We start from the raw sequence: 23,262 nt of genomic DNA, 5'->3' as shown, positions 1-23,262 counted from the left end.
ACCCGTGTCGGCGGGGCCGCCCTGGCCGATCTGCGGGAACTGTCCCGTGTTGCCGGGGCCCTGCTGCTGCCCACCCGGTCCCGGGTACTCGCCGGTCTGCGCGGGATCGCCCGACTGCGGCAGTGCGAACTGGCCGGTGCCGGTGGCCGGTTGGGGGCGCGGAGCCGACGGGGCGCCGGGGAGCTCGGCCGCGGGACCGCCCTGGCCGCGGTTGGGCAGCGGCGGGGTGGCGCCGTTGGGGGAGTCGCCCCCGCTGCCGGGGCCGGCCGGTGCCTCGCCCGGGCGGGCCGGGTTGGGCGGTGCGCCGAAGAAGTTGACGGAACTGCCGCCGCCCGAACCGACCTGGGTCCGGCCGGCGTCCCGGGCGGGCAGCGCGGGGCGGGATCCGCCCGTGTCCTGGCCGCGCGGGGGCAGCGCGCCCATGCGCGAGGGCTCACCGGCGCCGATCCCGGCACCGGCGGGCGCCTGACCCGGAGCGCCCGGGGCGCCGTTCTGCGGGCCGCGCTGCAACGCCGCCGCGAGGTTGCCGCCCTTGCTGCCGCCCCTGGCCTGCGGGGGCGGCGGCCCGCCCTGGCCGCCGGGCGTGCCCGCTCCGGGACGGCCCTTCGGACCCTGGGCACCGCCCTGTGCGACATCGACGGGGAGCATGACCAGCGCGGTCGTGCCCCCGGAGTCGGAGGGGCGCAGCTGGATGCGGATGCCGTGCCGCAAGGAGAGCCGGCCGACCACGAACAGGCCCATGCGACGGGAGACGGAGACGTCCACCGTCGGCGGGTTGGCCAGCCGCTCGTTGATCGCGGACAGATCCTCGGGCGACAGCCCGATACCGGTGTCGTGGATCTCGATGAGCACCCGGCCGTCGGGCAGCGCATGGCCGGTGACCTTGACCTTGGTCTGCGGCGAGGAGAAGGAGGTGGCGTTCTCCAGCAGCTCGGCGAGCAGGTGGACGAGGTCGTTGACGACGCGGCCCGCGACCTCGGTCGTGGGTACCGAGTTGAGCTCGATGCGCTCGTACTGCTCCACCTCGGAGGCGGCGGCACGGAGCACGTCGACCAGCGGGACGGGGCGCGTCCAGCGGCGGCCGGGCTCCTCACCGGCGAGGACCAGCAGGTTCTCGCCGTTGCGGCGCATGCGGGTGGCGAGGTGGTCGAGCTTGAAGAGCGAGGAGAGCTGGTCCGGGTCGGCCTCGCGGGACTCCAGTTCGGAGATGAGCGAGAGCTGGCGCTGGATCAGGCCCTGGCTGCGCCGCGAGAGGTTGGTGAACATCGCGTTGACGTTGCCTCGCAGCAGCGCCTGCTCACCGGCGAGGCGGACGGCCTCGCGGTGGACGTCGTCGAAGGCCGCGGCCACCTTGCCGATCTCGTCCCGGCTGTGCACGCCGACGGACTCCACGGAGGTGTCCACGTCCTGCGGCTCGGCCTCGGACATCTGCTTGACCAGCTCGGGCAGCCGCTTGCGGGCCACGTCCTGCGCGGTGTCCTGCAGGCGGCGCAGCGAGCGGACCATGGAGCGGGCGACGACGAACGCGCCGACCAGCGAGATGCCGAGGACGAGCAGGATGAGCGCACCGCTGATCAGCGCTTCGCGCTGGGCCTCGGAGCGCAGCTCGCGCGCCTGCTGCTCCATCTGCTCCAGCAGCGTGCGCTCGATCTTCCCCATGTTGTCGATCTTGGAGGCGTCCTGGTCCATCCAGTCGACGTAGGTGCGCTTCTGCTTCCGGATCGCGTCCGGGCTGTGCAGCATCCGCTTGCTGTAGTTGTCCGCGAGCCGGACGTTGACATCGCCGCCGGTGAGCGGCTTGAGGAGGGATTCGGTGTCCTTGGCGCCGTAGATCTGGCCGAAGCTGTCGAGCTCGGCCTCCTCACTGTCGTCGGCGGTCCGGGCGTAGAGCCGGTCGTTCTCGGAGAGCTTGGGGCGGGGCTGGTGGGCCAGTCCGGCGGAGATGATCGCGCGCTGCATGGAGGCGTACTCCTTGGCGCTGGAGAAGGCGGCCAGCGCGCGGGTGCTGCGGATCATCTCCGAGTTGCTGGTCGCCTGCGCCATGTCCTGCGAGAGGGAGAGCAGCGAGTCGATCAGCTGGTTGTAGGCGTTGACCGTCTGGGAGACGTTGTCCGGGTTCTCGTAGGCGCGCTCGCGGATCGAGTTGATCGCTTCGACCTGACGCAGGATGTCCAGGACGGTGGAGTTGACCCCCGCCATCACCTTGTCGCTGCTGTCGATGTCGGCCGTGGCCTTCTTGAAGGACCGGAAGGCCTTGTCGGTCTCCTCGCGCGGGGCGACGACGGACTCGTCCTTCTCGTTGCCGGTGCTCACCAGCGGGCCGGCCGACTTGTCGCGCTCGTCCTGAAGCTTCGCCGCCAGATTGGTGGCCTGCTCCGTCATCTCGGTGAGGAGCTTCATGTTGTCGAGCTGGTCGACGTTCTGCAGCGAGCTGGAGATCCGCATGCCGCCGAGCGTGGTGGCGGCGATGACGGGCAGCGCGAGGAGGGAGACCAGGCGGGTGCTGATGCGCCAGTTGCGCAGGGCCACCCGGGATCCGAGGTCGGGGCCCTCGGGGGTGTCCTTGCCCTTGGCGCCGCTCTCCCCCTTGGCCGACTTGTCGGCCTTGCCCTGCTTGCTCCCCTTGCCGGCCTTTCCCTTGTCGGCCTTGCCTTTCCCGGCACCCTGCGCGGTGCTCATCTGCTGACCGGAAAGCGCGCCCTGCTCACCACCCGCGGGCCCGCCGTCCTGGGCACGCTGGGGCTGGGAACCGCCGGCCGAGCCTTGCGCCTCCGGGGCTCCCTCAGCGCTGCCATCCCTCTTGAAACGTCCCTGCACTAGCGTCGCAACCTCTGGACCAGGCGTCCCCCCGCTCGCGACGGCGGGACGGTATCGAGTCGTGGGGGTCCGAGTCCCCCATGGCGGTCGTGATGACCGGCGCGTCCCCTCATCACCGTCGCGCGGCGCCGCTCTGTGGCACCCGTCGCGCTCCGGTCTGTTTCGTCCTGCGGCGGTCCGTGGAATTCCAGCACAGTGCCGGATCTCCAACAAGGGCTGTGGATAACCCTTGAGAGTCGGTAACCGAACGCACACAAACTTTTACAAAGAGTTCGGCCGCCGCCATGGAATGCCGGATTCCTCCCGGTCGAACGCACGGGACCGCGACGATGCGTGCGGTGTCCAACTACTCGGCAGTGCGCGCGTATTACACCTTTAGCCCGCCGTGTCCGATTACGGTCCCGGTTTCAACGATTACTTATGTCGGTTTTGGTAACGGTCTCGTGAGCAAACTCACATACCTGTCGTTGCCTAGATCACGTTCCGGATGGGAATAGCGCGCCTACTCTCGGCGTTTACACAGCGCACTGAAATGACAAGCCGAGCGAGGTAAGGGCACCAGTGAAGTCCACACCGACCATGCGGAACATAGCCAACCCGCGGCGCACCACCCTGGCACACCTGAAGGACGCCGACGAGCTGACGACCGAAGCGGTCGCCGCTCATGAGGCCCAGGAGGCGGAAGCCACCCTTCCGGAGCGGACCGCCAACCCGCGCCGCACCGTACTGGTCGACTCCCCGGCGAGCTGACCCTCGCCTTCGGGCCCGGCGCCCGAGGACACAGCAGCGCTGGTCACACAGCCAGGTGCGCAGTCGTCTGCGCGACCCGGAAGAACCAGAGGCGCGTGCCGGAACCCTGTTCCCGGGGTTCGGGCACGCGCCTTTGTCGTCTGTTCGGCCTCAGCCCTGCGGCCGCGCCTCAGCCCTGCCAGCTGTGCGGGGCGCGGAAGCCGTGCTGTCGCTCCAGCCGGCGCCACCCCGCCTTGGTCGGGCGCCCACGGTGCGCGGACGGCTGCGTGTGCTCGGCGCGGGTCGAGGCGGCGGCGCGGGCGAGGAGCAGCGCGGTGACCGCGGCCAGCTCCTCCGCGTTCGCCCGGCCCTTCTCCACGCGCACCACGCTGTTCGCCTCGGCGCTCAGCGGGCCCGTACTGCCGGGCTCCTTCGGGGTCTCGTTCATGTGTGCTCCCATCACTGCGGGGGGTTGCCGTGCTTGCGCGACGGCAGGTCGGCGTGCTTGCTGCGCAGCATCGCGAGGGACCGGATGAGCACCTCGCGGGTCTCGACCGGGTCGATGACGTCGTCCACCAGGCCGCGTTCGGCGGCGTAGTAGGGGTGCATCAGCTCGGCCTTGTACTCCTTGACCATGCGGGCGCGCATGGCCTCGGGGTCGTCGGCCGACGCGATCTGCTTGCGGAAGATGACGTTGGCGGCGCCCTCGGCCCCCATCACCGCGATCTCGTTGGTCGGCCAGGCGAACGTCAGGTCGGCGCCGATGGACTGGCTGTCCATGACGATGTACGCACCGCCGTACGCCTTGCGCAGGACGACGGAGATACGGGGCACGGTGGCGTTGCAGTAGGCGTACAGCAGCTTGGCGCCGTGCCGGATGATGCCGCCGTGCTCCTGGTCGACGCCGGGGAGGAAGCCCGGCACGTCGAGCAGGGTGAGGATCGGAATGTTGAAGGCGTCGCACATCTGCACGAAGCGTGCCGCCTTCTCACTGGCCTCGATGTCCAGCACTCCGGCCAGCGACTGCGGCTGGTTGGCGACGATGCCGACGACCTCGCCGTCCATCCGGGCCAGGGCGCAGATGATGTTGGTCGCCCAGCGCTCGTGCACCTCCAGGAAGTCGCCGTCGTCGACGAGTTCCTCGATGACCTTGCGCATGTCGTACGGCCGGTTGCCGTCGGCGGGCACCAGGTCCAGCAGGGCTTCACCGCGCCGGTCGGCGGGGTCCGCCGTGGGCTCGGCGGGCGGGTTCTCCCGGTTGTTCTGCGGCAGCAGGGAGAGGAGGTAGCGGACCTCCTCCAGGCAGGTCTCCTCGTCGTCGTAGGCGAAGTGCGCCACGCCGGAGGTGGCCGCGTGCACATCGGCGCCGCCCAGGCCGTCCTGGCTCACCTCGGCGCCGGTCACCGCCTGCACCACGTCCGGGCCGGTGATGAACATCTGCGAGGTGTCGCGGACCATGAAGACGAAGTCGGTCAGCGCGGGGCTGTATGCCGCGCCGCCCGCACAGGGGCCGAGCATCACACTGATCTGCGGGATGACACCGGACGCCTTGGTGTTGCGCTGGAAGATGCCGCCGTACCCGGCCAGGGCCGCGACGCCCTCCTGGATACGGGCGCCGGCACCGTCGTTGAGGGAGACCAGCGGCGCCCCCGCCGCGATCGCCTTGTCCATCAGCTTGTGGATCTTGGTGGCGTGGGCCTCGCCGAGCGCCCCGCCGAAGATCCGGAAGTCGTGCGCGTAGACGAAGACCGTCCGGCCGTGCACGGTGCCCCAGCCGGTGATCACGCCGTCGGTGTACGGCTTCTTCTCCTCCAGCCCGAAGCCCGTGGCGCGGTGCCGGCGCAGCGGCTCGATCTCGCGGAAGCTGCCCTCGTCCAGGAGCAGCTCGATCCGCTCCCGGGCGGTCAGCTTGCCCTTGGCGTGCTGGGCCTCGGTCGCCCGCTCGCTGGGGCCCTGGTAGGCCTGCGCACGGATCGCGTGCAGTTCGGCCACGCGCCCGCGCGTGTCCTGCGCAGCAGTGGTGTCCTGCGCGGGAATGGAACCGGGCGAACCAGGCGGAGCCTGCTCGGCCTGGGGCGAGGGCTGGGACAGATCGGTCATGTATAGACCCTACGAAACCGCAGCGCCGATCACCGTCGTCAGATTCGTACAGTCTCCGCGGCTGTTTCATGGCAGCGCTGGACAGAACCTTATGAGGGGGCGGCCGATGAGCAGCGAACTCTCTCATTGCAGGCCTCGGGGGCTGTGGGATTCCCACAGCCCCCTGTCGGTGGTCGATCGGGCCACCGGAGCCGTGGTGCAGCACACCGTACCGGGCGCCCGTACCCGGTGGCGTGCTGCCCGGGTGCTCGGGTCCGACGAACCGTTCAGGGCCGACGAGCCACTGCCGGCCCCTCCACGTCCCGGCTGCCCTCCCCGGAGCGCCGGCCACCCGGCGTGTCCCCGGCGGTGGAGGCGGGGGCCGGCCCGGAGGCAGGGGCCGGCCCGGAGGTGGGGGTCGACGCGCCGACGGGCGCCGACACCAGCAGGAACACCGACGCCGTGACGGCGGCGGAGAGGAGGAAGCTGAGGTCGAAGCCGCCGAGGCGGGGGACGAGGGGGCCGGTGTAAAGGGGGGTGTCGACGGCCAGCAGGCCGACGGCGGAGCCGGTGGCCCAGGCGAGCGTGGCGCGCGGGTTCCAGCCCGCGGTGTACCAGTAACGGCCGCCCACCGAACGCCGGTTGAGCACCTGGAGCGCCTCGGCGTCGTAGCGGCCCCGGCAGCGCGCGTGCCCGATCAGCACGATCACGGCCCAGGGGGTGCCGACGGCGGTCAGCAGCAGCACGAAGGCCGTCATCGCGTCCTGTGCTTCCCATACGAAGTGGCCGAGGTAGACCAGCGCCGTCGCCAGGGCGGCCACGGCGTAGGTGGCCCTGGTTCGGGTCGTGCGCGGAACGATGGCGTCCAGGTCGAGGCCCATGGAGTAGAGCATCAGTCCCGCGTTGCCGATCGAGCCGAAGGAGGCGGCCAGCAGCAGCGGTACCAGGAACCAGAACGGCGCCTGCTGCACCAGCGGCCCCGCGTAGTCGTCGGCGGCGCCCACGGCCACCGCGGTGAAGGTGCCGAACAGCTGGGGTATCAGCAGTCCGAGGACGAGCCCGGCGCAGGTGGTGAGGTAGACGCGGCGGGAGGAGTGGCGGGTCGGCGACATGTAGCGGGTGTAGTCGCCCAGCAGGGTGATGAAGGCGATGGGACCGCTGAGTCCGGCAGCCACGACGGACAGCAGCCAGGTGGTCCAGAAGTCGCCGAGCAGATACTCGGTTCCGGCCGGCGCCCTGGTGGTGAAGTGCGGCGCGTACGCGAACAGACCGACGATCAGCAGCGCGGTCATTCCCACGGCCAGGACGCGGCTCAGCCGCAGCAGCAGCTTGTAGCCGTAGACGGCGCACACGGCGGTGCACACGGCAAGTACCGCGTAGACGAGCGCGTAGCCGGCGGCCGAGTCGGACATTCCCAAGAGCCGGGCCAGCGAGCCGACCATCGCGTCGCCACCGACCCACAGTGTCAAAGCGGTGTAGCCGAGCGAGAGCAGCAGCCCGATCGCGGAGCCCAGCAGCCGACCGCGTACGCCGAACTGGGCGCCGCTGCTGGTCGACAGGTTGGTCGCGGTGCGCAGTGAGACCAGCGCGAGCGGGGCGACGAGCACCGTGCCGACCAGGGTGCCCACCGCGAGTGAGGAGACGGCGGGCCAGAAGCCGAGCCCGAAGGAGACCGGCAGCCAGCCGAAGATGACGACACCGAGCGCCAGGTTCGACCCGATGAGAAAGCTGACGATGTCGCGGGGGCGGCCTGTGCGCTCCGCTTCGGGGATCACATCGACGCCGTGCTGCTCGATCCGCATGGTGCTCCCTGTGACTGGGGCCGGCATTTGTTTGAGCAGCGCTCAATCTGAAGCATGGGTAGCTGTGAGGTCAATGGGTGGGCACAGAGACTTGACTATTTGAGCGATGCTCTAAATGCTGACCGGACACACATCGGGACAATCACCACGACCGGAAGGTGGGAGAGCGTGCGGCTGGGTCCGACCGAGCGTGACCGCCTGCTGATCTTCGGCACGGCCGAACTGGCACGGGCCAGACGGGCCAGAGGGCTACGGCTCAACGTGCCGGAGGCAACGGCGCTGATCGCCGACACCGTGTGCGAGGCCGCCCGCGACGGGTGCCGGCTCGCCGAGGCGATCGAGGCGGGCCGCGCGGTGCTCGGCCCCGACGACGTGCTGCCCGGGGTGGCCGAGGTGCTCACCGAGATCCAGGTGGAGGCCGTCTTCGACGACGGCTCCCGGCTCGCGGTGGTCCCCGCCCCGCTCGGGCCGGGCACCGGACAGGGGCCCGGCGCCGTGCTGCCCGCGGGCCCCGAGCAGCACACCGACGCGGCGTACGCGGCGCGGCCGCCCGCGCTGTCGCTGACCGTACGCAACACCGCCGACGTACCGGTCAGCGTCACCTCGCACTTCCACTTCTTCGAGGCCAACCCCCGGCTGTCCTTCGACCGGGCCGCCGCCTACGGGATGCGGCTCGCCGTGCCCGCCGGCTCCTCGGTGCGCTTCGATCCGGGCGGCACCGCCGAGGTGGGACTGGTCCCGCTGGGCGGCGAGCGGGTGGCCATCGGCTTCGCCGGTCTGGTGGACGGTCCGCTGGACGCGCCCGGAGCCCGCGAGGAGGCGCTGCGACGCGCGGCGGCCTGCGGATATCTGGGCGCCGGGCCCCGGAGCGGTCAGCGTGAGGAGGGAGAGGCATGAGCGTGGACGCGCGTGAGTACGCGGCCGTGCACGGACCCCGAGCGGGTGACCGGGTGCGGCTGGGCGACACGGGGCTCGTCGTACGCGTCGAGTCCGACTCGCAGCAGCCGGGAGACGAGTTCCTGGCCGGGTTCGGCAAGACGGCGCGGGACGGGCTGCATCTGAAGGCGGCAGCCGTCCGGGAGACCTGCGACGTGGTGATCAGCAATGTGCTGGTGATCGACGCCGTGCAGGGCATCCGCAAGGTGTCCGTCGGCATCCGCGAGGGCCGTATCCACGCGATCGGCCGCGCCGGCAACCCCGACACCGTCGACGGGGTGGACGTCGTCGTGGGCACCGGCACCTCGATCGTCTCCGGTGAGGGGATGATCGCCACGGCGGGCGCCGTGGACACCCATGTCCATCTGCTGTCCCCGCGCATCATGGAGGCCTCGCTGGCCTCCGGTGTCACCACCGTCATCGGTCAGGAGTTCGGCCCGGTCTGGGGCGTGGGCGTCAACTCGCCCTGGGCGCTGGGGCACGCGTTCTCCGCGTTCGACGCCTGGCCGGTCAACATCGGCTTTCTGGGTCGGGGCTCCTCCTCCCATCCGGCGCCGCTGGTCGAGGCGCTGGCCGAGGGCGGGGCCTGCGGGTTCAAGGTGCACGAGGACATGGGCGCGCACCACCGGGCGCTGGACACCGCGCTGCGGGTGGCCGAGGAGTACGACGTCCAGGTCGCCCTGCACAGTGACGGGCTGAACGAGGCGCTGGCCGTGGAGGACACCCTCGCGGTGCTGGACGGGCGGACCATCCACGCCTTCCACATCGAAGGCTGCGGCGGCGGTCATGTACCCAACGTGCTGCGGATGGCGGGGGTGCCCAACGTCATCGGCTCCTCCACCAACCCGACGCTGCCGTTCGGCCGGGACGCCGTCGCCGAGCACTACGGGATGATCGTCTCGGTGCACGACCTCAAGCCGGACCTGCCCGGAGACGCGGCCATGGCCCGCGACCGGATCCGCGCGGGCACCATGGGCGCCGAGGACGTGCTGCACGACCTGGGGGCCATCGGCATCACCTCCTCCGACGCGCAGGGCATGGGCCGCGCGGGCGAGACGGTACGCCGTACGTTCCAGATGGCGGCCAAGCTCAAGGCCGAGCGCGGCGAACTGGAGGGCGCCGAGGCGATCACGGGGACGGACGGGGGCGGGGCCGGCGAGGACGACAACGCGCGCGTGCTGCGCTACATCGCCAAGCTGACCCTCAATCCGGCCCTCGCACACGGTCTCTCGCACGAGATCGGTTCCCTGGAGGTGGGCAAGATGGCCGACATCGTGCTGTGGCACCCCGCCTACTTCGGCGCCAAGCCGCAGCTGGTCCTCAAGTCCGGCTTCCCCGCCTGGGGCGTCACCGGCGACCCCAACGCCGCGACCGACACCAGCCAGCCCCTGGTGCTGGGCCCGCAGTTCGGGGCGCACGGCGCGGCGCCCGCCGAGTTGTCCGTCGCCTTCGTGTCGCAGGCCGCCGTCGAGCGGGGCGGTGACATGCTGCCGACCCGGCGCCGCCGGGTCGGCGTCCGCGGCACCCGCGGGATCGGCCCGGCCGACCTGGTGCACAACGCGCGGCTGGGCACGGTGGAGGTCGACCAGCACACCGGCCTGGTGACGCTGGACAGCGAGCCGCTGCGCTCCGAGCCGGCACAGAGCGTCTCGCTCAACCGCCTCTACTTCCTGTGACCCTCCTCCGACACTTCCTCCGAGCACTCTCCGCAGAGACCGAGAACCACAAGGAATCGCCACCCATGAGCACCCGCACGCCCGCCGCCTCCCCCCTCATGCCGCCCGAGTGGGCACCGCACGAGCGGACCTGGATGGCATGGCCCGCCGCCAACCCGACGTTCGAGGACGCCGAGGTGCTGGCCGAGGCACGTACCGCCTGGGCGTCCGTCGCCCGCGCCGTACGCCGCTTCGAGCCGGTCACCATGGTGGCCGGCCCGGACGATGTCGCGGGCGCGCGCGAACAGCTCGGCCCCGAGATCGAGGTCGTCGGGCAGCCGCTGGACGACGCGTGGATGCGCGACATCGGCCCCACCTTCGTCGTCGAGGGCGGCCGACTGACCGCCGTCGACTGGACGTTCAACGGCTGGGGCGCCCAGCCGTGGGCCCGCTGGGAGCGGGACAAGCTGATCGGCGCGTACGTCGCCGGGCGGGCGGGCGCTGCCGTGCACGCCTCGCCGCTGGTCAACGAGGGCGGCGGCATCCATGTGGACGGCGAGGGCACGGTGCTGCTCACCGAGACGGTGCAGCTGGGCCCCGAGCGCAACCCGGGCTGGACGCACGAGGAGGTCGAGGCGGAGGTCCACGCGCGGCTCGGCACCCGCAAGGCGATCTGGCTGCCGCGCGGACTGACCGCCGACTACGGCCCGTACGGCACCCGGGGCCATGTGGACCTGGTCGCCGCGTTCGCCGCGCCCGGCGTGGTCGTCGCACACACCCAGCCCGACCCCGCGCACCCCGACCACGACCTGTGCAAGGAGACGGTGAAGCTGCTGCGCTCGGCCACCGACGCGAAGGGCAGGCAGCTGGAGGTCGTCGAGCTGCCCGCGCCGACGGTGACGCACACCCCGGAGGGCGAGCCGGTCGACTACAGCTACGTCAACCACTACCTGTGCAACGGCGGGGTCGTCCTGTGCGGCTTCGGCGACCCGCGCGACGAGCACGCGGCCGACATCTTCCGCCGGCTGTTCCCCCGCCGGACGGTCACGCTGGTGGACGCGCGTACGGTGTTCGCCGCCGGGGGCGGCATCCACTGCATCACCCAGCAGCAGCCCCGGGTGTGAACCGGGCCGGTTAGGCTCGACGGTCGACGGCTCGCGGAGGGGCTTGGAGGAACGCAGCGGTGGTCACAGAGGCGGAGGGCAAGCGCCGGCGGAGTCCTCGGCGTGCGGCGCAGCCCAGGGAGCAGGTGCTGGCCGCCGCCATGGAGATGATCGCCGAACGCGGTCTGGACCGGCTGACGATGGCCGCGCTCGGCCGCGAGGTCGGCATGAGCAGCGGCCATCTCGTCTACTACTTCAAGACCAAGGACGAGTTGCTGCTGCAGACCCTCCAGTGGAGCGAGGAGCAGTTGGGGGCGGCCCGGCGCGCCGCGCTGGCCCGCCGGACCCCGGTCCGCGAGCGGCTTGACGCGCTGGTGGAGCTCTATCTGCCCCACGGCCACCGGGATCCGCACTGGGCGCTGTGGCTGGAGGTGTGGAACCGCTCGCAGTCCGGCGACGACGAGGTACGGGCCCGCCAGCTCGAACTGGAGCTGAGCTGGCACCGGGACCTGGTGGCGCTGCTGGTGGAGGGCATGGCGCAGGGTGAGTTCGCGGCGGTCGACGCGGACCGGTTCGCCACCCGCACCCGCGCGCTGCTGGACGGTTTCGGTACCCATCTGGTGGTGGGGCTGCCGGGCATGGACCGGGAGCTGGCGCTCGGCCATGTCCGCGACCACTTCGACGAGTCCCTCACGCCGGGCGGCGACTGACCGCCCACGGTCGCGTACCCCTCCCCCAGCTTCGCGGGGAGAGCGGCGCCCCTAGTCGTGGGCCTCGACCCCCGCGCGCAGCAGCCCATACGTGTAGCCGTCGTCCAGTGCCTGCCAGGAGGCGGCGATGACGTTGTCGCCGACGCCGACCGTGGTCCACTCCCCGCTGCCGTCGCTCATCGACAGCAGTACCCGCGTGGTGGACGACGCCCCGTGTGCGCCCTCCAGGATGCGGACCTTGTAGTCCACCAGGTTCAGCCGCGCCAGTTCGGGGTGGATGCGCTCCAGTCCGGCCCGCAGCGCCCGGTCCAGCGCGTCGACGGGACCGTTGCCCTCGCCGGTGACGACGATCCGCTCGCCCTTGGCCCACAGCTTCACCGTGGCCTCGTTGACCTGCATCCCGTCGGGCCGCTGCTCGACGATGGCGCGCCAGGACTCGGCGCGGAAGAACCGGGGCGCGGTGCCCGTCGCTCCGCCGTGCACCTCGTCGCGGAGCAGCAGCTCGAAGGAGGCGTCGGCGGCCTCGTAGGTGTAGCCCTTGAGTTCCTGCTCCTTGACGCGCTCGACGACGCGGCCGACCAGTTCCCGCTCGCCGCTCAGGTCGTAGCCGAGCTCCTTGCCCTTCAGCTCGACGGAAGCGCGCCCTGCCATGTCGGAGACGAGCATCCGCATGGTGTTACCGACGAGTTCGGGGGCGATGTGCTGGTAGAGGTCCGGGTCGATCTTGATGGCGGAGGCGTGCAGCCCGCCCTTGTGGGCGAAGGCCGAGGTGCCGACGTAGGGCTGGTGGGTGGAGGGGGTCAGATTGACGACCTCGGCGATGGCGTGCGAGATGCGGGTGGTCTCGGCGAGCGCTCCCTCGGGCAGTACGCGCTTGTCGTACTTGAGCTCCAGCGCGGCGACGACGGGGAAGAGGTTGGCGTTGCCGACACGCTCGCCGTAGCCGTTGGCGGTGCACTGCACATGGGTGGCGCCGCCGTCCACGGCGGCCAGCGTGTTGGCGACGGCGCAGCCGGTGTCGTCCTGCGCGTGGATGCCCAGCCGGGCGCCGGTGTCCGCGGCGACGGTGCGTACGACGGCCTGGATCCGGGCGGGGATCATGCCGCCGTTGGTGTCGCACAGCACGACCACGTCGGCGCCCGCCTCGTGCGCGGCCCGGACGACCTGCTTGGCGTAGCCGGGGTTGGCCTGGTAGCCGTCGAAGAAGTGCTCGCAGTCGACGAAGACCCGACGGCCGTGCTCGCGCAGATGAGCGACCGTCTCGGAGATCATCGACAGGTTCTCCTCCAGCGTGGTGCGCAGGGCCAGCTCGACATGGCGGTCGTGCGCCTTGGCGACCAGGGTGACCACGGGTGCCTTCGAGTCGAGCAGCGCCTTGACCTGCGGGTCGATCTGCGCGGGGACGCCTGCCCTGCGGGTGGAGCCGAACGCGACGAGCTGCGCGTGCTGGAAGTCGATCTCCTTGGGCGCGCGGGCGAAGAACTCGGTGTCGCGCGGGTTGGCGCCCGGCCAGCCGCCCTCGATGAAGCCGACGCCGTACTCGTCCAGGTGGCGGGCGATGGTCAGCTTGTCGGCGACGGTCAGATTGATGCCCTCGCGCTGTGCTCCGTCACGCAAGGTGGTGTCGAAGACGTGGAAGCTGTCGTCGGGGGTCATGGCTGATGGCTCCTGCTGGGTTCAGTGGTTGCGGAAGGAAACGCTCCACTTGCCCCCATCATCCCTCGCGCCTCCGCCTTCGGCCGGGTGGGCCGGAAAACGAAAAAACCCCTCGCGGGTGCGAGAGGTCTGCGCGCGGGTCTGGGGCACGGTGGCCGCTGCCGTAGGGGTCGTTCCACGGCAGTCGGTCACTGCGGACCGGCGCGCCTGCTGCCAATAATCATGACGAACGAGGGCACGGGGGAAGTCTTGCACAACACCGCCCCAGTGCCCCCTCCCGTCTCACGATGCGGAAACGGCCCGTCGGCTCACACCTCGTGCAGCCCCTGATCGCCGACCCGGGTGACGAACGAGGCCGCGGTGCTGATCGGCGCCCCCGGCCTGGTGACGACGGCGACCGTACGGAAGTCCGCACGGGCCTGGCGCTTGTCCAGCCGCACCGTCACATAGCCGCGGTGACCGTTGTAGAACTTCATGTGCGGGTTGGCGCCCATGTAGCTGTCCCAGTTGGCGGGCTTGTCCTCGCCGTCCTGGCCGCTGGTGATGGAGGTGGCCACGATCTCGGTGCCCATGGTGCGGGACTTCTGGTCCCCGAAGTCGCGCTTGATGTCGTACGCGTACCCCCGGTGCACATCCCCCGTGAGCACCATCAGATTGGTGGCGCCGGCCTTCTCCGCACCCGCCAGCAGCCGGTCGCGGGAGGCCGGGGCGCCGTCCCAGGCGTCCATGCTGACCTTGTAGTCGGCGGCGCTGGTGCTGCGCCGCTCGCAGAAGGTGACCTGCTGCGGCACGAGGTTCCACACGGCGTCCGAGGCCCGCCAGCCGTCGATCAGCCAGCGCTCCTGCGCGGCGCCGACCATGGTGCGGGAGGGGTCCGTCGACTCGGGCCCCGGGCGGTGCCAGCCGTCGCCGTAGGCCTGGTCGGAGCGGTACTGGCGGGTGTCGAGGATGTCGAACTGGGCGAGCTTGCCGAACCGTACCCGGCGGTAGAGCTGCATGTCGGGGCCCTTGGGCCGCTGGGGCCTGCGCAGCGGCAGGTTCTCCCAGTAGGCGCGGTAGGCGGCGGCCCTGCGCACCAGGAAGTCCTCCGTGGAACCGCCGTCCTCGGGGATGTCGTCCGCGTAGTTGTTCTCCGTCTCGTGGTCGTCCCAGGTGACGAGGAACGGGTGCGCGGCGTGTGCGGCCTGCAGATCGGGGTCCGACTTGTAGAGCGCGTACCGCAGCCGGTAGTCCTCCAGCGAGACGGTCTCCCGGTTGAAGAGGGCCGGCAGTTCCCGGTCGGTGTAGGCGCGGGAGCCGCCGTGCGCGTCGACGGCGTACTCGTACAGATAGTCGCCGAGGTGGAAGACCAGGTCCACGTCCTCCTCGGCGAGGTGGCGGTGGGCGGTGAAGTAGCCGTGGTGGTACGCCTGGCAGGAGACGGCGGCCAGCCGCAGCTCGTTCAGGTCGGCGCCGGGTGCCGGCGCCGTCCGGGTACGGCCCACCGGGCTGATCCACTTGCCGACGCGGAAACGGTAGTAGTAGACGCGGTCGGCACCCAGCCCCTCGGCCTCCACATGGACCGCGTGGTTCAGCTCCGGGTGCGCGGTGGTCTTCCCCCGGCGCACGACACGGCGGAAGCGCCGGTCGTGGGCCAGCTCCCACCGGACGGTGATCCGCGCCTTGGGCAGTCCGCTGCCGGGCTCGTAGGGCTCGGGCGCGAGCCGGGTCCACAGCACCACGGAGCCGGGCAGCGGGTCGCCCGAGGCGACGCCCAGGGTGAAGGGGTCGGCGCGGACAGCCGTGCGCGCGTCCGCCTCTGCCGCCTGGGCGCTGCCCGGGAGGTTGGTGGTGAAAGCGAGTGCCGCGGCGGCGCCCGTGACGGTCAGCAGACGGCGGCGGCCCCAAGCGGCCGCCGCTCGTCTGATCTCCTGCTGATTCTCCTGATCCTGCTGTGTCGTCTCATGAGGCGGCATCGTGGATCTCGGCCCTCCCGGGAGGCAGTCGATGACACCGTCATCACAGCGCTGCCGAAAGGCACTTCAGCTACGGAAGCCCGACCGCTGCATGTCAGGTACATGTACGCCGAGTCGGTTCCGGGCTTACCCGATACGCCCCACGATGTCTGTGAGGGGCTACCCGTCAGGAGGCGACAGTGTGCATCCAGCCGTGCTCGTCCTCGGCCTGACCGGTCTGGATCGCCAGCAGCTTCTCCCGGAGCTTCATGGTGATCTCCCCCGCACCGCCGTCGCCGACCTTCCACTCGCCGCGCGCCGACTTGACCTCACCGACAGGCGTGATCACGGCGGCGGTCCCGCAGGCGAAGACCTCGCTGATCGAGCCGTCGGCGTTGCCCGCGCGCCACTCGTCGGTGGTGATCCGCGTCTCGCCGGTCTCGTATCCCAGGTCGGCGGCGATCTGCAGCAGCGAGTCCCGGGTGATGCCCGGCAGCAGCGTGCCGGTCAGCTCCGGGGTGACGATCCGCGCGTCGGCACCGGTGCCGTGGACGAAGTAGAGGTTCATGCCGCCCATCTCCTCGATGTAGCGGCGCTCCACGGCGTCCAGCCAGACGACCTGGTCACAGCCCTTGTCGGCGGCCTCGGCCTGGGCGACCAGCGAAGCGGCGTAGTTGCCCGCGCACTTGGCCTCCCCGGTCCCGCCCGGAGCAGCGCGCACGTACTCCTCGGACAGCCACACCGAGACGGGCTTGACCCCGCCGGGGAAGTAGGAGGCCGCCGGGGACGCTATGACCATGAACGTGTACTGGTTCGCCGGCCGGACCCCCAGCCCGACCTCGGTGGCGAACATGAACGGACGCAGATACAGCGACGCCTCGCCCCCACCGGGCACCCACGCCTTGTCCTGACCCACCAGCAGGTCGCACGCCTCGATGAAGGCCTCCACCGGGAGCTCGGGCATCGCCAGCCGGCGCGCACTGCGCTGGAAGCGGCGGGCGTTGGCGTCGGGCCGGAACACCTTCACCGAGCCGTCCGGCTGCCGGTACGCCTTGAGCCCCTCGAAGATCGACTGCGCGTAGTGCAGCGTCATGTTGGCCGGGTCCAGCTGGAGCGGGGCGTACGGCTGCAGTTGCGCATCGTGCCAGCCGCGGCCCTCGGTCCACTGGATGGTGACCATGTGGTCGGTGAAGTACCGCCCGAAACCGGGGTCCGCCAGTACCGCTTCGCGCTCGGCTGCACCGAGAGGTTGAGCGGCGGGCTTCAGATCGAATGCGATACGGGGCGTCGTCATGTCCGCGTCCTTAACTCGTCGTGATGCGGACCCCCACGGGGTGAGCCGCCCCGACGGTGCGGCTGACCATCGGGGTGACTGCCCCCGCACGGTGCCGGTGCTCCGGGCACCCTCGCCGGGGGCGGTCCACACCCCGATTATCGCGCGCAGGTCAACCGCCACCGGACGCGGGTACGGCAGCCCTGCTCAGCGCGCACATGTGTCGCCGGGCGGTGACCCGGAGGGGTCAGCCGGCCACTCGGGCCGCCAGGGCGTCCCCGATCTCCTCGGTGGTCCGCGCCGCTGCGGTGTCCCGCTCGGCGAGGTCCGTGGTGACGGCCTCATCGATGCGCTCGGCCTCGGTCTCGTATCCCAGGTGCCGCAGCAGCAGGGCGACGGAGAGCACCGTGGCCGTCGGGTCCGCCTTCCCGGTCCCGGCGATGTCGGGCGCGGACCCGTGCACGGGCTCGAACATCGAGGGGAACCGGCGGGTGGGGTTGATGTTCCCGGAGGCGGCCAGGCCGATCCCACCGCTGACGGCGGCGGCGAGGTCGGTGATGATGTCGCCGAAGAGGTTGTCGGTGACGATCACGTCGAACCGCGCCGGGTCGGTGACCAGGAAGATGGTGGCGGCGTCCACGTGCAGATAGTCGGTGGTCACCTCGGGGTACTCGCGCCCCACCCGGTCGAAGGTGTCCTTCCACAGGTGACCGGCGTGCACCAGCACATTGTTCTTGTGCACCAGCGTCAGCTTCTTGCGCGGACGCGCCTGGGCCCGCGCGTACGCGTCGCGCACGACCCGCTCCACACCGAACGCGGTGTTGACGCTCACCTCGTTGGCGACCTCCTGCGGGGTGCCCTTGCGGATCGTCCCGCCGTTGCCGACGTACGGCCCCTCGGTGCCCTCGCGGACGACGACGAAGTCGATCTCGGGGCTGCCCGCCAGCGGGGAGGTGGTGTTCGGGAAGAGCTTGGAGGGGCGCAGATTGACGAAGTGGTCGAAGGCGAAGCGGAGCTTGAGCAGCAGCCCGCGCTCCAGCACCCCGGAGGGCACGCCGGGGTCGCCGATCGCGCCGAGCAGGATCGCGTCGTGCGCCTTGAGCCGCTCCAGCTCCTCGTCGGTGAGCGTCTCCCCCGTGGCGTGCCAGCGTTTGGCGCCGAGATCGTACTCGTGCGTCTCCAGCTTGACGTCCTGCGGGAGGACGGCGGTGAGGACCTTGAGGCCCTGGGCGACGACCTCGGGGCCGATTCCGTCGCCGGAGATCACTGCGAGGTCGATGGTGCGGTCCGTGCGGGAGGCCGTTCCTGAAGACATGCGCCCGACACTACTCTCCGTCCCAGGCTGTGACATAAGGCTGTCCGTATGACGGACGGCGGCGGAGGGCGCGAGGCCCCGCGCACACCGTTGCGGCTGCCGACGAACGCCGTTCACCACACGTACCCGTCGGCGTCTTCCGGCAGTTGGCGCTCATTGAGACCGTGGGCCCATGGCCGCGAACGATCTGCCGAACCTCGGGATCCCCGCCCGGCTCGCCGCGCGGATGAGCATGGCCGAGCAGCACGCCTATCTGCGCGAAAAGCTGACCCGCTCGCCCCGCTCCACCGGCCGGAGCGGCCCCACCCGGCGCGGGGTACTGCGCGGCGGCGGGCTGATGGTGGCGGGCGCCGCCGGTGCCGCCGGGCTGGTCGTCGGCTCCGACACCGCACTCGACCAAGGTCCCGGCAACCCCGCCGACGCCGGTGGGCCTCCCGCGCCGGCGCCGTCCAAGGCCGTGGTGGACGGCAAGCTGGTGGCGCCGTTCGGCCGCCACCTGGCGTTCGGCGCCGACCCGAAGACCCGGATGAACGTCTCCTGGCAGGTGCCGTTCGCCGTCCGGCGCCCGTATCTGCGGGTCGGACTCAAGCCGTGGGAGCTGGACCGGAAGGTCCCGGCGGAGGTACGCGACCTGCACACCCCCTCGCTCGGCCGTGGGCTGCCCGCCGTCGAGCAGCTCTATCTGCACGTCGGCCTGGACGGGCTGCGCCCGGGCACGACGTACTACTACGGCGTCGGACACGACGGCTTCGACCCCACCGCCGCCGAACGGCTGGGCACCGTGGGGTCGTTCACCACCGCGCCCGCCGACAGCACGGAGCCGTTCGTCTTCACCGCCTTCGGCGACCAGGGCGTCGGCCCCGAGGCGCTGACAGGCGGCCAGGCGGTGCTCGGCCAGAATCCGGCGTTCCATCTGCACGCGGGAGACATCTGCTACGCCGACGACACCGGGCACGGCAAGAAGTCCGACACCTACGACGCGCGCCTGTGGGACCAGCTCCTGGCCCAGACCGAACCGGTCGCCTCCCGCGTGCCGTGGATGGTGACCACGGGCAACCACGACATGGAAGCGTGGTACTCCCCCGACGGCTACGGCGGCCAGACCGCCCGCTGGTCCCTGCCCGGCACCGGCCCGGACCCCGACCGGGCGCCCGGCGTCTACACGTTCGAGTACGGGAACGTGGGGGTGATCGCCCTGGACGCCAACGACGTCTCCTACGAGATCCCCGCCAACCGGGGCTACACCGACGGGGCGCAGACGCGGTGGCTGGAGCGCACGCTCAAGCGGATGCGCGCCGCGCGGGGCATCGACTTCGTCGTCGTCTTCTTCCACCACTGCGCGTACTCGACCGCCACCCACGGTTCGGACGGCGGGGTGCGGGAGGCGTGGGTGGCGCTGTTCGAGAAGCACCACGTCGACCTGGTGATCAACGGGCACAACCATGTGTACGAACGCACCGATCCCCTGCGGGGCGGTGCGCCCACCCGGGCGGTTCGGGTGGGCGACGTGACCGATCCGGTGCGCGACGGCACGGTCTACGTCACCGCCGGCGGGGGCGGGAGGGAGCTGTACGACTTCTCGGCGCCGGACAGCTACGAGGGGCACATCGAGGAGCGGGACAGCGTTCCCGGCATCCGCTGGGGTGAGGGCCGCCGCGAGGAGCGGGGCGAGGTGGAGTGGTCCCGTATCCGCTACACGGGCTTCTCGTTCCTCGCCGTGGAGTGCGAGGGCGGGCGGCGGCCGTCGCTCTCGGTGACCGCGCTGGCTCGGTCGGGCCGCCGCGTCGACCACTTCGTGGTGCGCCGCTGATCGGGGAGGGGCTGCCCCTTGCTGCGCGTCGCAGGCTGCGGGCGCGTTGTGGTCGCTCGCGCAGTTCCCCGCGCCCCTGAAAGGGCCACCTCCCAGCCCCCAAGGGCAACCCTCTGCGGGGCTGGGCGCCCCGGAGGGGTCAGCGGCGGTCGAAGGCGCGCTGCAGCGCTTCGGCCGCCTTGCGGCGGTCCTCTTCGCGGAGGCGGGCGGCGGCACGGGAGCGGCGAACGCGAGAGGCGGGAACGTGGGTGGCTGTGGGCGTGGCCATAGGAATGCAACTCCTTCTGCACGGCGCATGACGCTTGACGCAAGACGCGAGGAGAGATCTGCCGGACAGCCAACGGTGCGGGGACAACCGGTGCGGCAGGGATCACCTGCCTGGGACGCACGGGCGCCACATCCGCGAAGCGCTCGGTCGAGCGGGACGATCGGCTTCCTACAAAGATAGAAGGCCTCAGCCGTGATGTCTCGCCAAATAGTTGGGCTTCCTACTATCTGAGACGAGCCCCACATCCGAGCCGAACACGAGAACGGGCCCGGCCCCCTCCATCCGTACGGAGGAGAAGGGGGCCGGGCCCTCATCGCACAGCGGTCACGGGGGCATCAGCCCATGTGCGGGTACCGGTAGTCGGTCGGCGCGACCTGGGTCTCCTTGATCGCGCGCGGCGAGGACCAGCGGATCAGGTTGAACTTCGAGCCGGCCTTGTCGTTCGTGCCCGAGGCCCGCGCGCCGCCGAAGGGCTGCTGCCCGACGATCGACCCGGTGGGCCGGTCGTTGAGGTAGAAGTTGCCCGCGGCGAACCGCAGCTTCTCGGAGGCCTCGGCCAGGACCGCCCGGTCCTTGGCGAGCACGGCGCCGGTCAGCGCGTACGCGGAGGCCGACTCCATCTGGTCCAGCATCGCGTCCCACTCCTCGTCCTCGTAGACGTGGATCGCGATGATCGGGCCGAAGTACTCGGTCTTGAAGACCTCGTTCTCCGGGTCGGAGCAGACGATGACGGTCGGCGAGACGAAGTAGCCGACGCTGTCGTCGTAGGTGCCGCCGACCAGGATCTCGCAGGACGGGTCCGCCTTGGCGCGCTCGATGGCGGCCTTGTTCTTGGCGAAGGCGCGGTCGTCGATGACGGCGCCGATGAAGTTGGACAGATCCGTCACATCGCCCATCGCCAGCCCCTGCACCTCGGTGGCCAGCGCCTCCTTGAAGCCGCCCTCCCAGATGGAGCGGGGCAGGTAGGCGCGGGAGGCGGCCGAGCACTTCTGGCCCTGGTACTCGAAGGCGCCACGGGTGATGGCGGTCTTGAGTACGGCCTGGTCGGCCGAGGAGTGGGCGACGATGAAGTCCTTGCCGCCGGTCTCGCCGACGATGCGCGGGTAGGACTTGTAGGTGGAGATGTTCTCGCCGACGCTCTTCCACAGGTGCTGGAAGGTGGCCGTCGAGCCGGTGAAGTGGATACCGGCCAGCTCCGGGTGCGGGATGGCGACCTCGGAGACCTCCTTGCCGTCACCGGTCACCAGGTTGATGACGCCCTTGGGCAGCCCGGCCTCCTCCAGCAGCTCCATGAGCAGCACGGCGGAGTGGGTCTGGGTCGGGGACGGCTTCCAGACCACCACATTGCCCATCAGGGCCGGGGCCGTGGGCAGGTTGCCCGCGATGGCGGTGAAGTTGAACGGCGTGATCGCATAGACGAAGCCCTCCAGCGGGCGGTGGTCCATGCGGTTCCAGATCCCGTTGGGCTGGACCAGCGGCTGCTCGGTCATCAGCTCGCGCGCGAAGTGCACATTGAAGCGCCAGAAGTCGATCAGCTCGCAGGGCGCGTCGATCTCGGCCTGCTGGGCCGTCTTGGACTGGCCGAGCATGGTGGAGGCGGCAATCGTCTCGCGCCAGGGGCCGGACAGCAGCTCGGCGGCCTTGAGGATGATCGCGGCCCGGTCGTCGAAGGACATCGCACGCCAGGCCGGAGCCGCGGCGAGTGCCGCGTCGATGGCGTCCTGCGCGTCCTGCCGGGTGGCCGTCGCGTAGGTGCCCAGGACCTTCTGGTGGTTGTGCGGCTGCACGACGTCGACGCGCTCGCCGCCCCCCATGCGCTTGACGCCGTTGATGGTCATGGGCAGCTCACGCGGGTTGTCGGCCAGCTCCTTGAGCTTGGCCTCCAGACGCGCACGCTCGGGGCTGCCGGGTGCGTAGGTGTGCACCGGCTCGTTGTACGGGGCGGGGACCTGGGTCACAGCGTCCACGGTTGCTCCTTGTGTCGGGGTCGGGCGGTCGGTCGGTGCCGGCGTCTCAGCTGGGTGGTCGGCGGCGAGTGATCAGCTCCGGGTGATCAGCTCCGGGTGATCAGGGACCTCAGGAAGAAGGCCATGTTCGCCGGGCGCTCCGCGAGGCGTCGCATGAAGTAGCCGTACCAGTCGGTGCCGTACGGGACATAGACGCGCATCCGGTGACCCTGCGCGACCAGTCGCTCCTGCTCGGCTCCGCGGATGCCGTAGAGCATCTGGAATTCGAAGTCGTCCCGCTTTCGACCGTAACGCTCGGCCAGGTCCTGGGCGATGGCCACCATGCGAGGATCGTGGGAACCCACCATCGGGTAGCCCTTGCCGGCCATGAGGATCTTCAGACAGCGCACATACGCCCGGTCGACCTCGCGCTTGTCCTGGTAGGCGACCGAGGCGGGCTCCTTGTAGGCGCCCTTGACCAGCCGGACCCGGGAACCGTCGCCGGCCAGCGCGCGGCAGTCCTCCTCGGTGCGGAAGAGATACGACTGGAGCACGGCGCCGGTGCCGGGGAAGCGCTCACGCAGCTGTCCGAGGACGGCGAGCGTGGAGTCGATCGTGGTGTGGTCCTCCATGTCCAGGGTGACCGTCGTACCGGCGGCGGTGGCGGCCTCCACGACGGGCAGGACGTTCTCATAGGCCAGGTCGTGCCCGCCCGGGAGCGCCTGCCCGAAGGCGGAGAGCTTGACCGACATCTCGGCGTGCTCCGCGAGCCCGGCACCGGCCAGCGCGTCGCACAGCGCCAGGTAGGCGTCACGGTTGCGGAGGGCTTCCGACCGGTCGGTGATGTCCTCGCCGAGATGGTCGATGGTGACCTGCATACCGCGTCCGGCGAGCGTCGTGACGGAGGCCAGACACTGATCGAGCTGCTCGCCCGCCACGAACCGGTCCACCATCGGGCGGGTGACCGGAGCGGCCGAGACGAGGCGGCGGATGCTGTCGCTGCGCGCGGCGGCGAGGAGCACGGGTCCCAGCACGGGGCACCTCCACGGATTGTTCTTGTGGGCGGCTCGATGACGCGCGCGCAGCGAAGGCGTGACGCGGGAGCCACTACGAAGTTAAGGAGCGTTTCCCCGGCCGGACCATCGACAGGTGTCACGCGTCCGTGGCCCGGCTCTCAGACATCTGTATGAGAATGGTGGCGGCGACACACGGCGACACACCGGCCCCTC

17 protein-coding genes are annotated in these 23,262 nt (G+C 70.9%); 6 read left to right on the top strand and 11 right to left on the bottom strand.

Annotated elements, in window-relative coordinates:
• Positions 1 to 2,817 (bottom strand): nitrate- and nitrite sensing domain-containing protein (locus tag JW613_RS34315; protein ID WP_209215033.1); only part of this gene is annotated, 2,817 nt, incomplete at its 3' end.
• A 561-nt stretch (positions 2,818 to 3,378) separates the two neighbouring features.
• On the opposite strand from JW613_RS34315, the gene JW613_RS34310 reads away from it, so the two are divergent.
• Entirely contained in the window at positions 3,379 to 3,567 is a 189-nt protein-coding gene (locus JW613_RS34310; protein WP_209215030.1) for a hypothetical protein, read from the top strand.
• Between the two features lie 169 nt (positions 3,568 to 3,736).
• On the opposite strand, the gene JW613_RS34305 is transcribed toward JW613_RS34310, so the two are convergent.
• From JW613_RS34305 to JW613_RS34295, 3 genes are all read right to left on the bottom strand, one after another.
• Positions 3,737 to 3,994 carry an acyl-CoA carboxylase epsilon subunit gene (locus JW613_RS34305; protein ID WP_209215028.1) on the bottom strand — a complete coding sequence of 86 codons (258 nt, stop codon included), beginning with the start codon at positions 3,992 to 3,994 and terminating at the stop codon, positions 3,737 to 3,739.
• Positions 3,995 to 4,005: 11 nt separating this feature from the next.
• Positions 4,006 to 5,646 (bottom strand): acyl-CoA carboxylase subunit beta, encoded by a 1,641-nt coding sequence (locus JW613_RS34300; protein WP_245226843.1) that lies wholly within the window; start codon positions 5,644 to 5,646, stop codon positions 4,006 to 4,008.
• A 266-nt stretch (positions 5,647 to 5,912) separates the two neighbouring features.
• On the bottom strand, positions 5,913 to 7,427 hold the full coding sequence (locus JW613_RS34295) for a cytosine permease (protein WP_245226840.1): 1,515 nt from the start codon (positions 7,425 to 7,427) through the stop codon (positions 5,913 to 5,915).
• Positions 7,428 to 7,595: 168 nt separating this feature from the next.
• Between JW613_RS34295 and ureA the strand changes: the two genes are divergently transcribed.
• The 4 genes from ureA to JW613_RS34275 all read left to right on the top strand — a co-directional run bounded on the left by ureA (position 7,596) and on the right by JW613_RS34275 (position 11,831).
• Positions 7,596 to 8,324, top strand: a complete 729-nt coding sequence (gene ureA, locus JW613_RS34290) for an urease subunit gamma (protein ID WP_209215026.1) — start codon at positions 7,596 to 7,598, stop codon at positions 8,322 to 8,324.
• Complete coding sequence (locus JW613_RS34285) at positions 8,321 to 10,039, top strand: urease subunit alpha (protein WP_209215024.1); 1,719 nt, start codon at positions 8,321 to 8,323, stop codon at positions 10,037 to 10,039. Before ureA ends, JW613_RS34285 begins: the two co-directional genes overlap by 4 nt.
• Before the next feature lie 65 nt (positions 10,040 to 10,104).
• Positions 10,105 to 11,142, top strand: a complete 1,038-nt coding sequence (locus JW613_RS34280; RefSeq protein WP_209215022.1) for an agmatine deiminase family protein — start codon at positions 10,105 to 10,107, stop codon at positions 11,140 to 11,142.
• Between the two features lie 140 nt (positions 11,143 to 11,282).
• The gene (locus JW613_RS34275) at positions 11,283 to 11,831 is read left to right on the top strand and encodes a TetR/AcrR family transcriptional regulator (protein WP_245226859.1); all 549 of its coding nucleotides are present in this window, start codon (positions 11,283 to 11,285) and stop codon (positions 11,829 to 11,831) included.
• Positions 11,832 to 11,882: 51 nt separating this feature from the next.
• Here JW613_RS34275 and cimA read toward each other — a convergent pair whose 3' ends face one another.
• The 4 genes from cimA to JW613_RS34255 all read right to left on the bottom strand — a co-directional run bounded on the left by cimA (position 11,883) and on the right by JW613_RS34255 (position 18,009).
• Entirely contained in the window at positions 11,883 to 13,487 is a 1,605-nt protein-coding gene (cimA, locus tag JW613_RS34270) for a citramalate synthase (protein ID WP_209215011.1), read from the bottom strand.
• A gap of 308 nt (positions 13,488 to 13,795) precedes the next feature.
• Entirely contained in the window at positions 13,796 to 15,442 is a 1,647-nt protein-coding gene (locus tag JW613_RS34265; RefSeq protein ID WP_209215009.1) for an alkaline phosphatase D family protein, read from the bottom strand.
• A 166-nt stretch (positions 15,443 to 15,608) separates the two neighbouring features.
• Complete coding sequence (locus JW613_RS34260) at positions 15,609 to 16,715, bottom strand: branched-chain amino acid aminotransferase (RefSeq protein ID WP_209215002.1); 1,107 nt, start codon at positions 16,713 to 16,715, stop codon at positions 15,609 to 15,611.
• Between the two features lie 226 nt (positions 16,716 to 16,941).
• On the bottom strand, positions 16,942 to 18,009 hold the full coding sequence (locus JW613_RS34255) for a 3-isopropylmalate dehydrogenase (protein ID WP_209215000.1): 1,068 nt from the start codon (positions 18,007 to 18,009) through the stop codon (positions 16,942 to 16,944).
• A 172-nt stretch (positions 18,010 to 18,181) separates the two neighbouring features.
• Here JW613_RS34255 and JW613_RS34250 point away from each other — a divergent pair, with 172 nt between their 5' ends.
• Positions 18,182 to 19,819, top strand: coding sequence for a purple acid phosphatase family protein (locus JW613_RS34250; RefSeq protein ID WP_209214991.1), 1,638 nt, complete (start codon positions 18,182 to 18,184; stop codon positions 19,817 to 19,819).
• Between the two features lie 139 nt (positions 19,820 to 19,958).
• Here the strand turns inward: JW613_RS34250 and JW613_RS36510 are convergent, their stop codons facing one another.
• From JW613_RS36510 to JW613_RS34240, 3 genes are all read right to left on the bottom strand, one after another.
• Positions 19,959 to 20,087, bottom strand: a complete 129-nt coding sequence (locus JW613_RS36510; RefSeq protein ID WP_019355765.1) for a hypothetical protein — start codon at positions 20,085 to 20,087, stop codon at positions 19,959 to 19,961.
• A gap of 335 nt (positions 20,088 to 20,422) precedes the next feature.
• Positions 20,423 to 22,054: an L-glutamate gamma-semialdehyde dehydrogenase gene (gene pruA, locus JW613_RS34245; protein ID WP_209214989.1), complete on the bottom strand. Its 1,632-nt coding sequence runs from the start codon at positions 22,052 to 22,054 to the stop codon at positions 20,423 to 20,425.
• Positions 22,055 to 22,140: 86 nt separating this feature from the next.
• Positions 22,141 to 23,067, bottom strand: coding sequence for a proline dehydrogenase family protein (locus JW613_RS34240; protein WP_209214987.1), 927 nt, complete (start codon positions 23,065 to 23,067; stop codon positions 22,141 to 22,143).
• Positions 23,068 to 23,262: the final 195 nt, after the last annotated feature.

The sequence above is a fragment of the Streptomyces smyrnaeus genome (assembly GCF_017676345.1).
Classification (GTDB): Bacteria; Actinomycetota; Actinomycetes; order Streptomycetales; family Streptomycetaceae; genus Streptomyces; species Streptomyces smyrnaeus.
The sequence above is the reverse complement of the archived record's forward strand: the minus strand, read 5'-3'. Positions and strand labels throughout refer to the sequence as shown.

What these genes read in the sequence shown, in the direction of transcription:
- cimA (WP_209215011.1), bottom strand. Translation starts at nt 13,487, where the DNA reads ATGACCCCCGACGACAGCTTCCACGTCTTCGACACCACCTTGCGTGAC.
- JW613_RS34265 (WP_209215009.1), bottom strand. Translation starts at nt 15,442, where the DNA reads ATGCCGCCTCATGAGACGACACAGCAGGATCAGGAGAATCAGCAGGAG.
- JW613_RS34305 (WP_209215028.1), bottom strand. Translation starts at nt 3,994, where the DNA reads ATGAACGAGACCCCGAAGGAGCCCGGCAGTACGGGCCCGCTGAGCGCC.
- JW613_RS34275 (WP_245226859.1), top strand. Translation starts at nt 11,283, where the DNA reads ATGGAGATGATCGCCGAACGCGGTCTGGACCGGCTGACGATGGCCGCG.
- JW613_RS34300 (WP_245226843.1), bottom strand. Translation starts at nt 5,646, where the DNA reads ATGACCGATCTGTCCCAGCCCTCGCCCCAGGCCGAGCAGGCTCCGCCT.
- JW613_RS34260 (WP_209215002.1), bottom strand. Translation starts at nt 16,715, where the DNA reads ATGACGACGCCCCGTATCGCATTCGATCTGAAGCCCGCCGCTCAACCT.
- JW613_RS36510 (WP_019355765.1), bottom strand. Translation starts at nt 20,087, where the DNA reads ATGGCCACGCCCACAGCCACCCACGTTCCCGCCTCTCGCGTTCGCCGC.
- JW613_RS34285 (WP_209215024.1), top strand. Translation starts at nt 8,321, where the DNA reads ATGAGCGTGGACGCGCGTGAGTACGCGGCCGTGCACGGACCCCGAGCG.
- JW613_RS34295 (WP_245226840.1), bottom strand. Translation starts at nt 7,427, where the DNA reads ATGCGGATCGAGCAGCACGGCGTCGATGTGATCCCCGAAGCGGAGCGC.
- JW613_RS34255 (WP_209215000.1), bottom strand. Translation starts at nt 18,009, where the DNA reads ATGTCTTCAGGAACGGCCTCCCGCACGGACCGCACCATCGACCTCGCA.
- JW613_RS34280 (WP_209215022.1), top strand. Translation starts at nt 10,105, where the DNA reads ATGAGCACCCGCACGCCCGCCGCCTCCCCCCTCATGCCGCCCGAGTGG.
- JW613_RS34250 (WP_209214991.1), top strand. Translation starts at nt 18,182, where the DNA reads ATGGCCGCGAACGATCTGCCGAACCTCGGGATCCCCGCCCGGCTCGCC.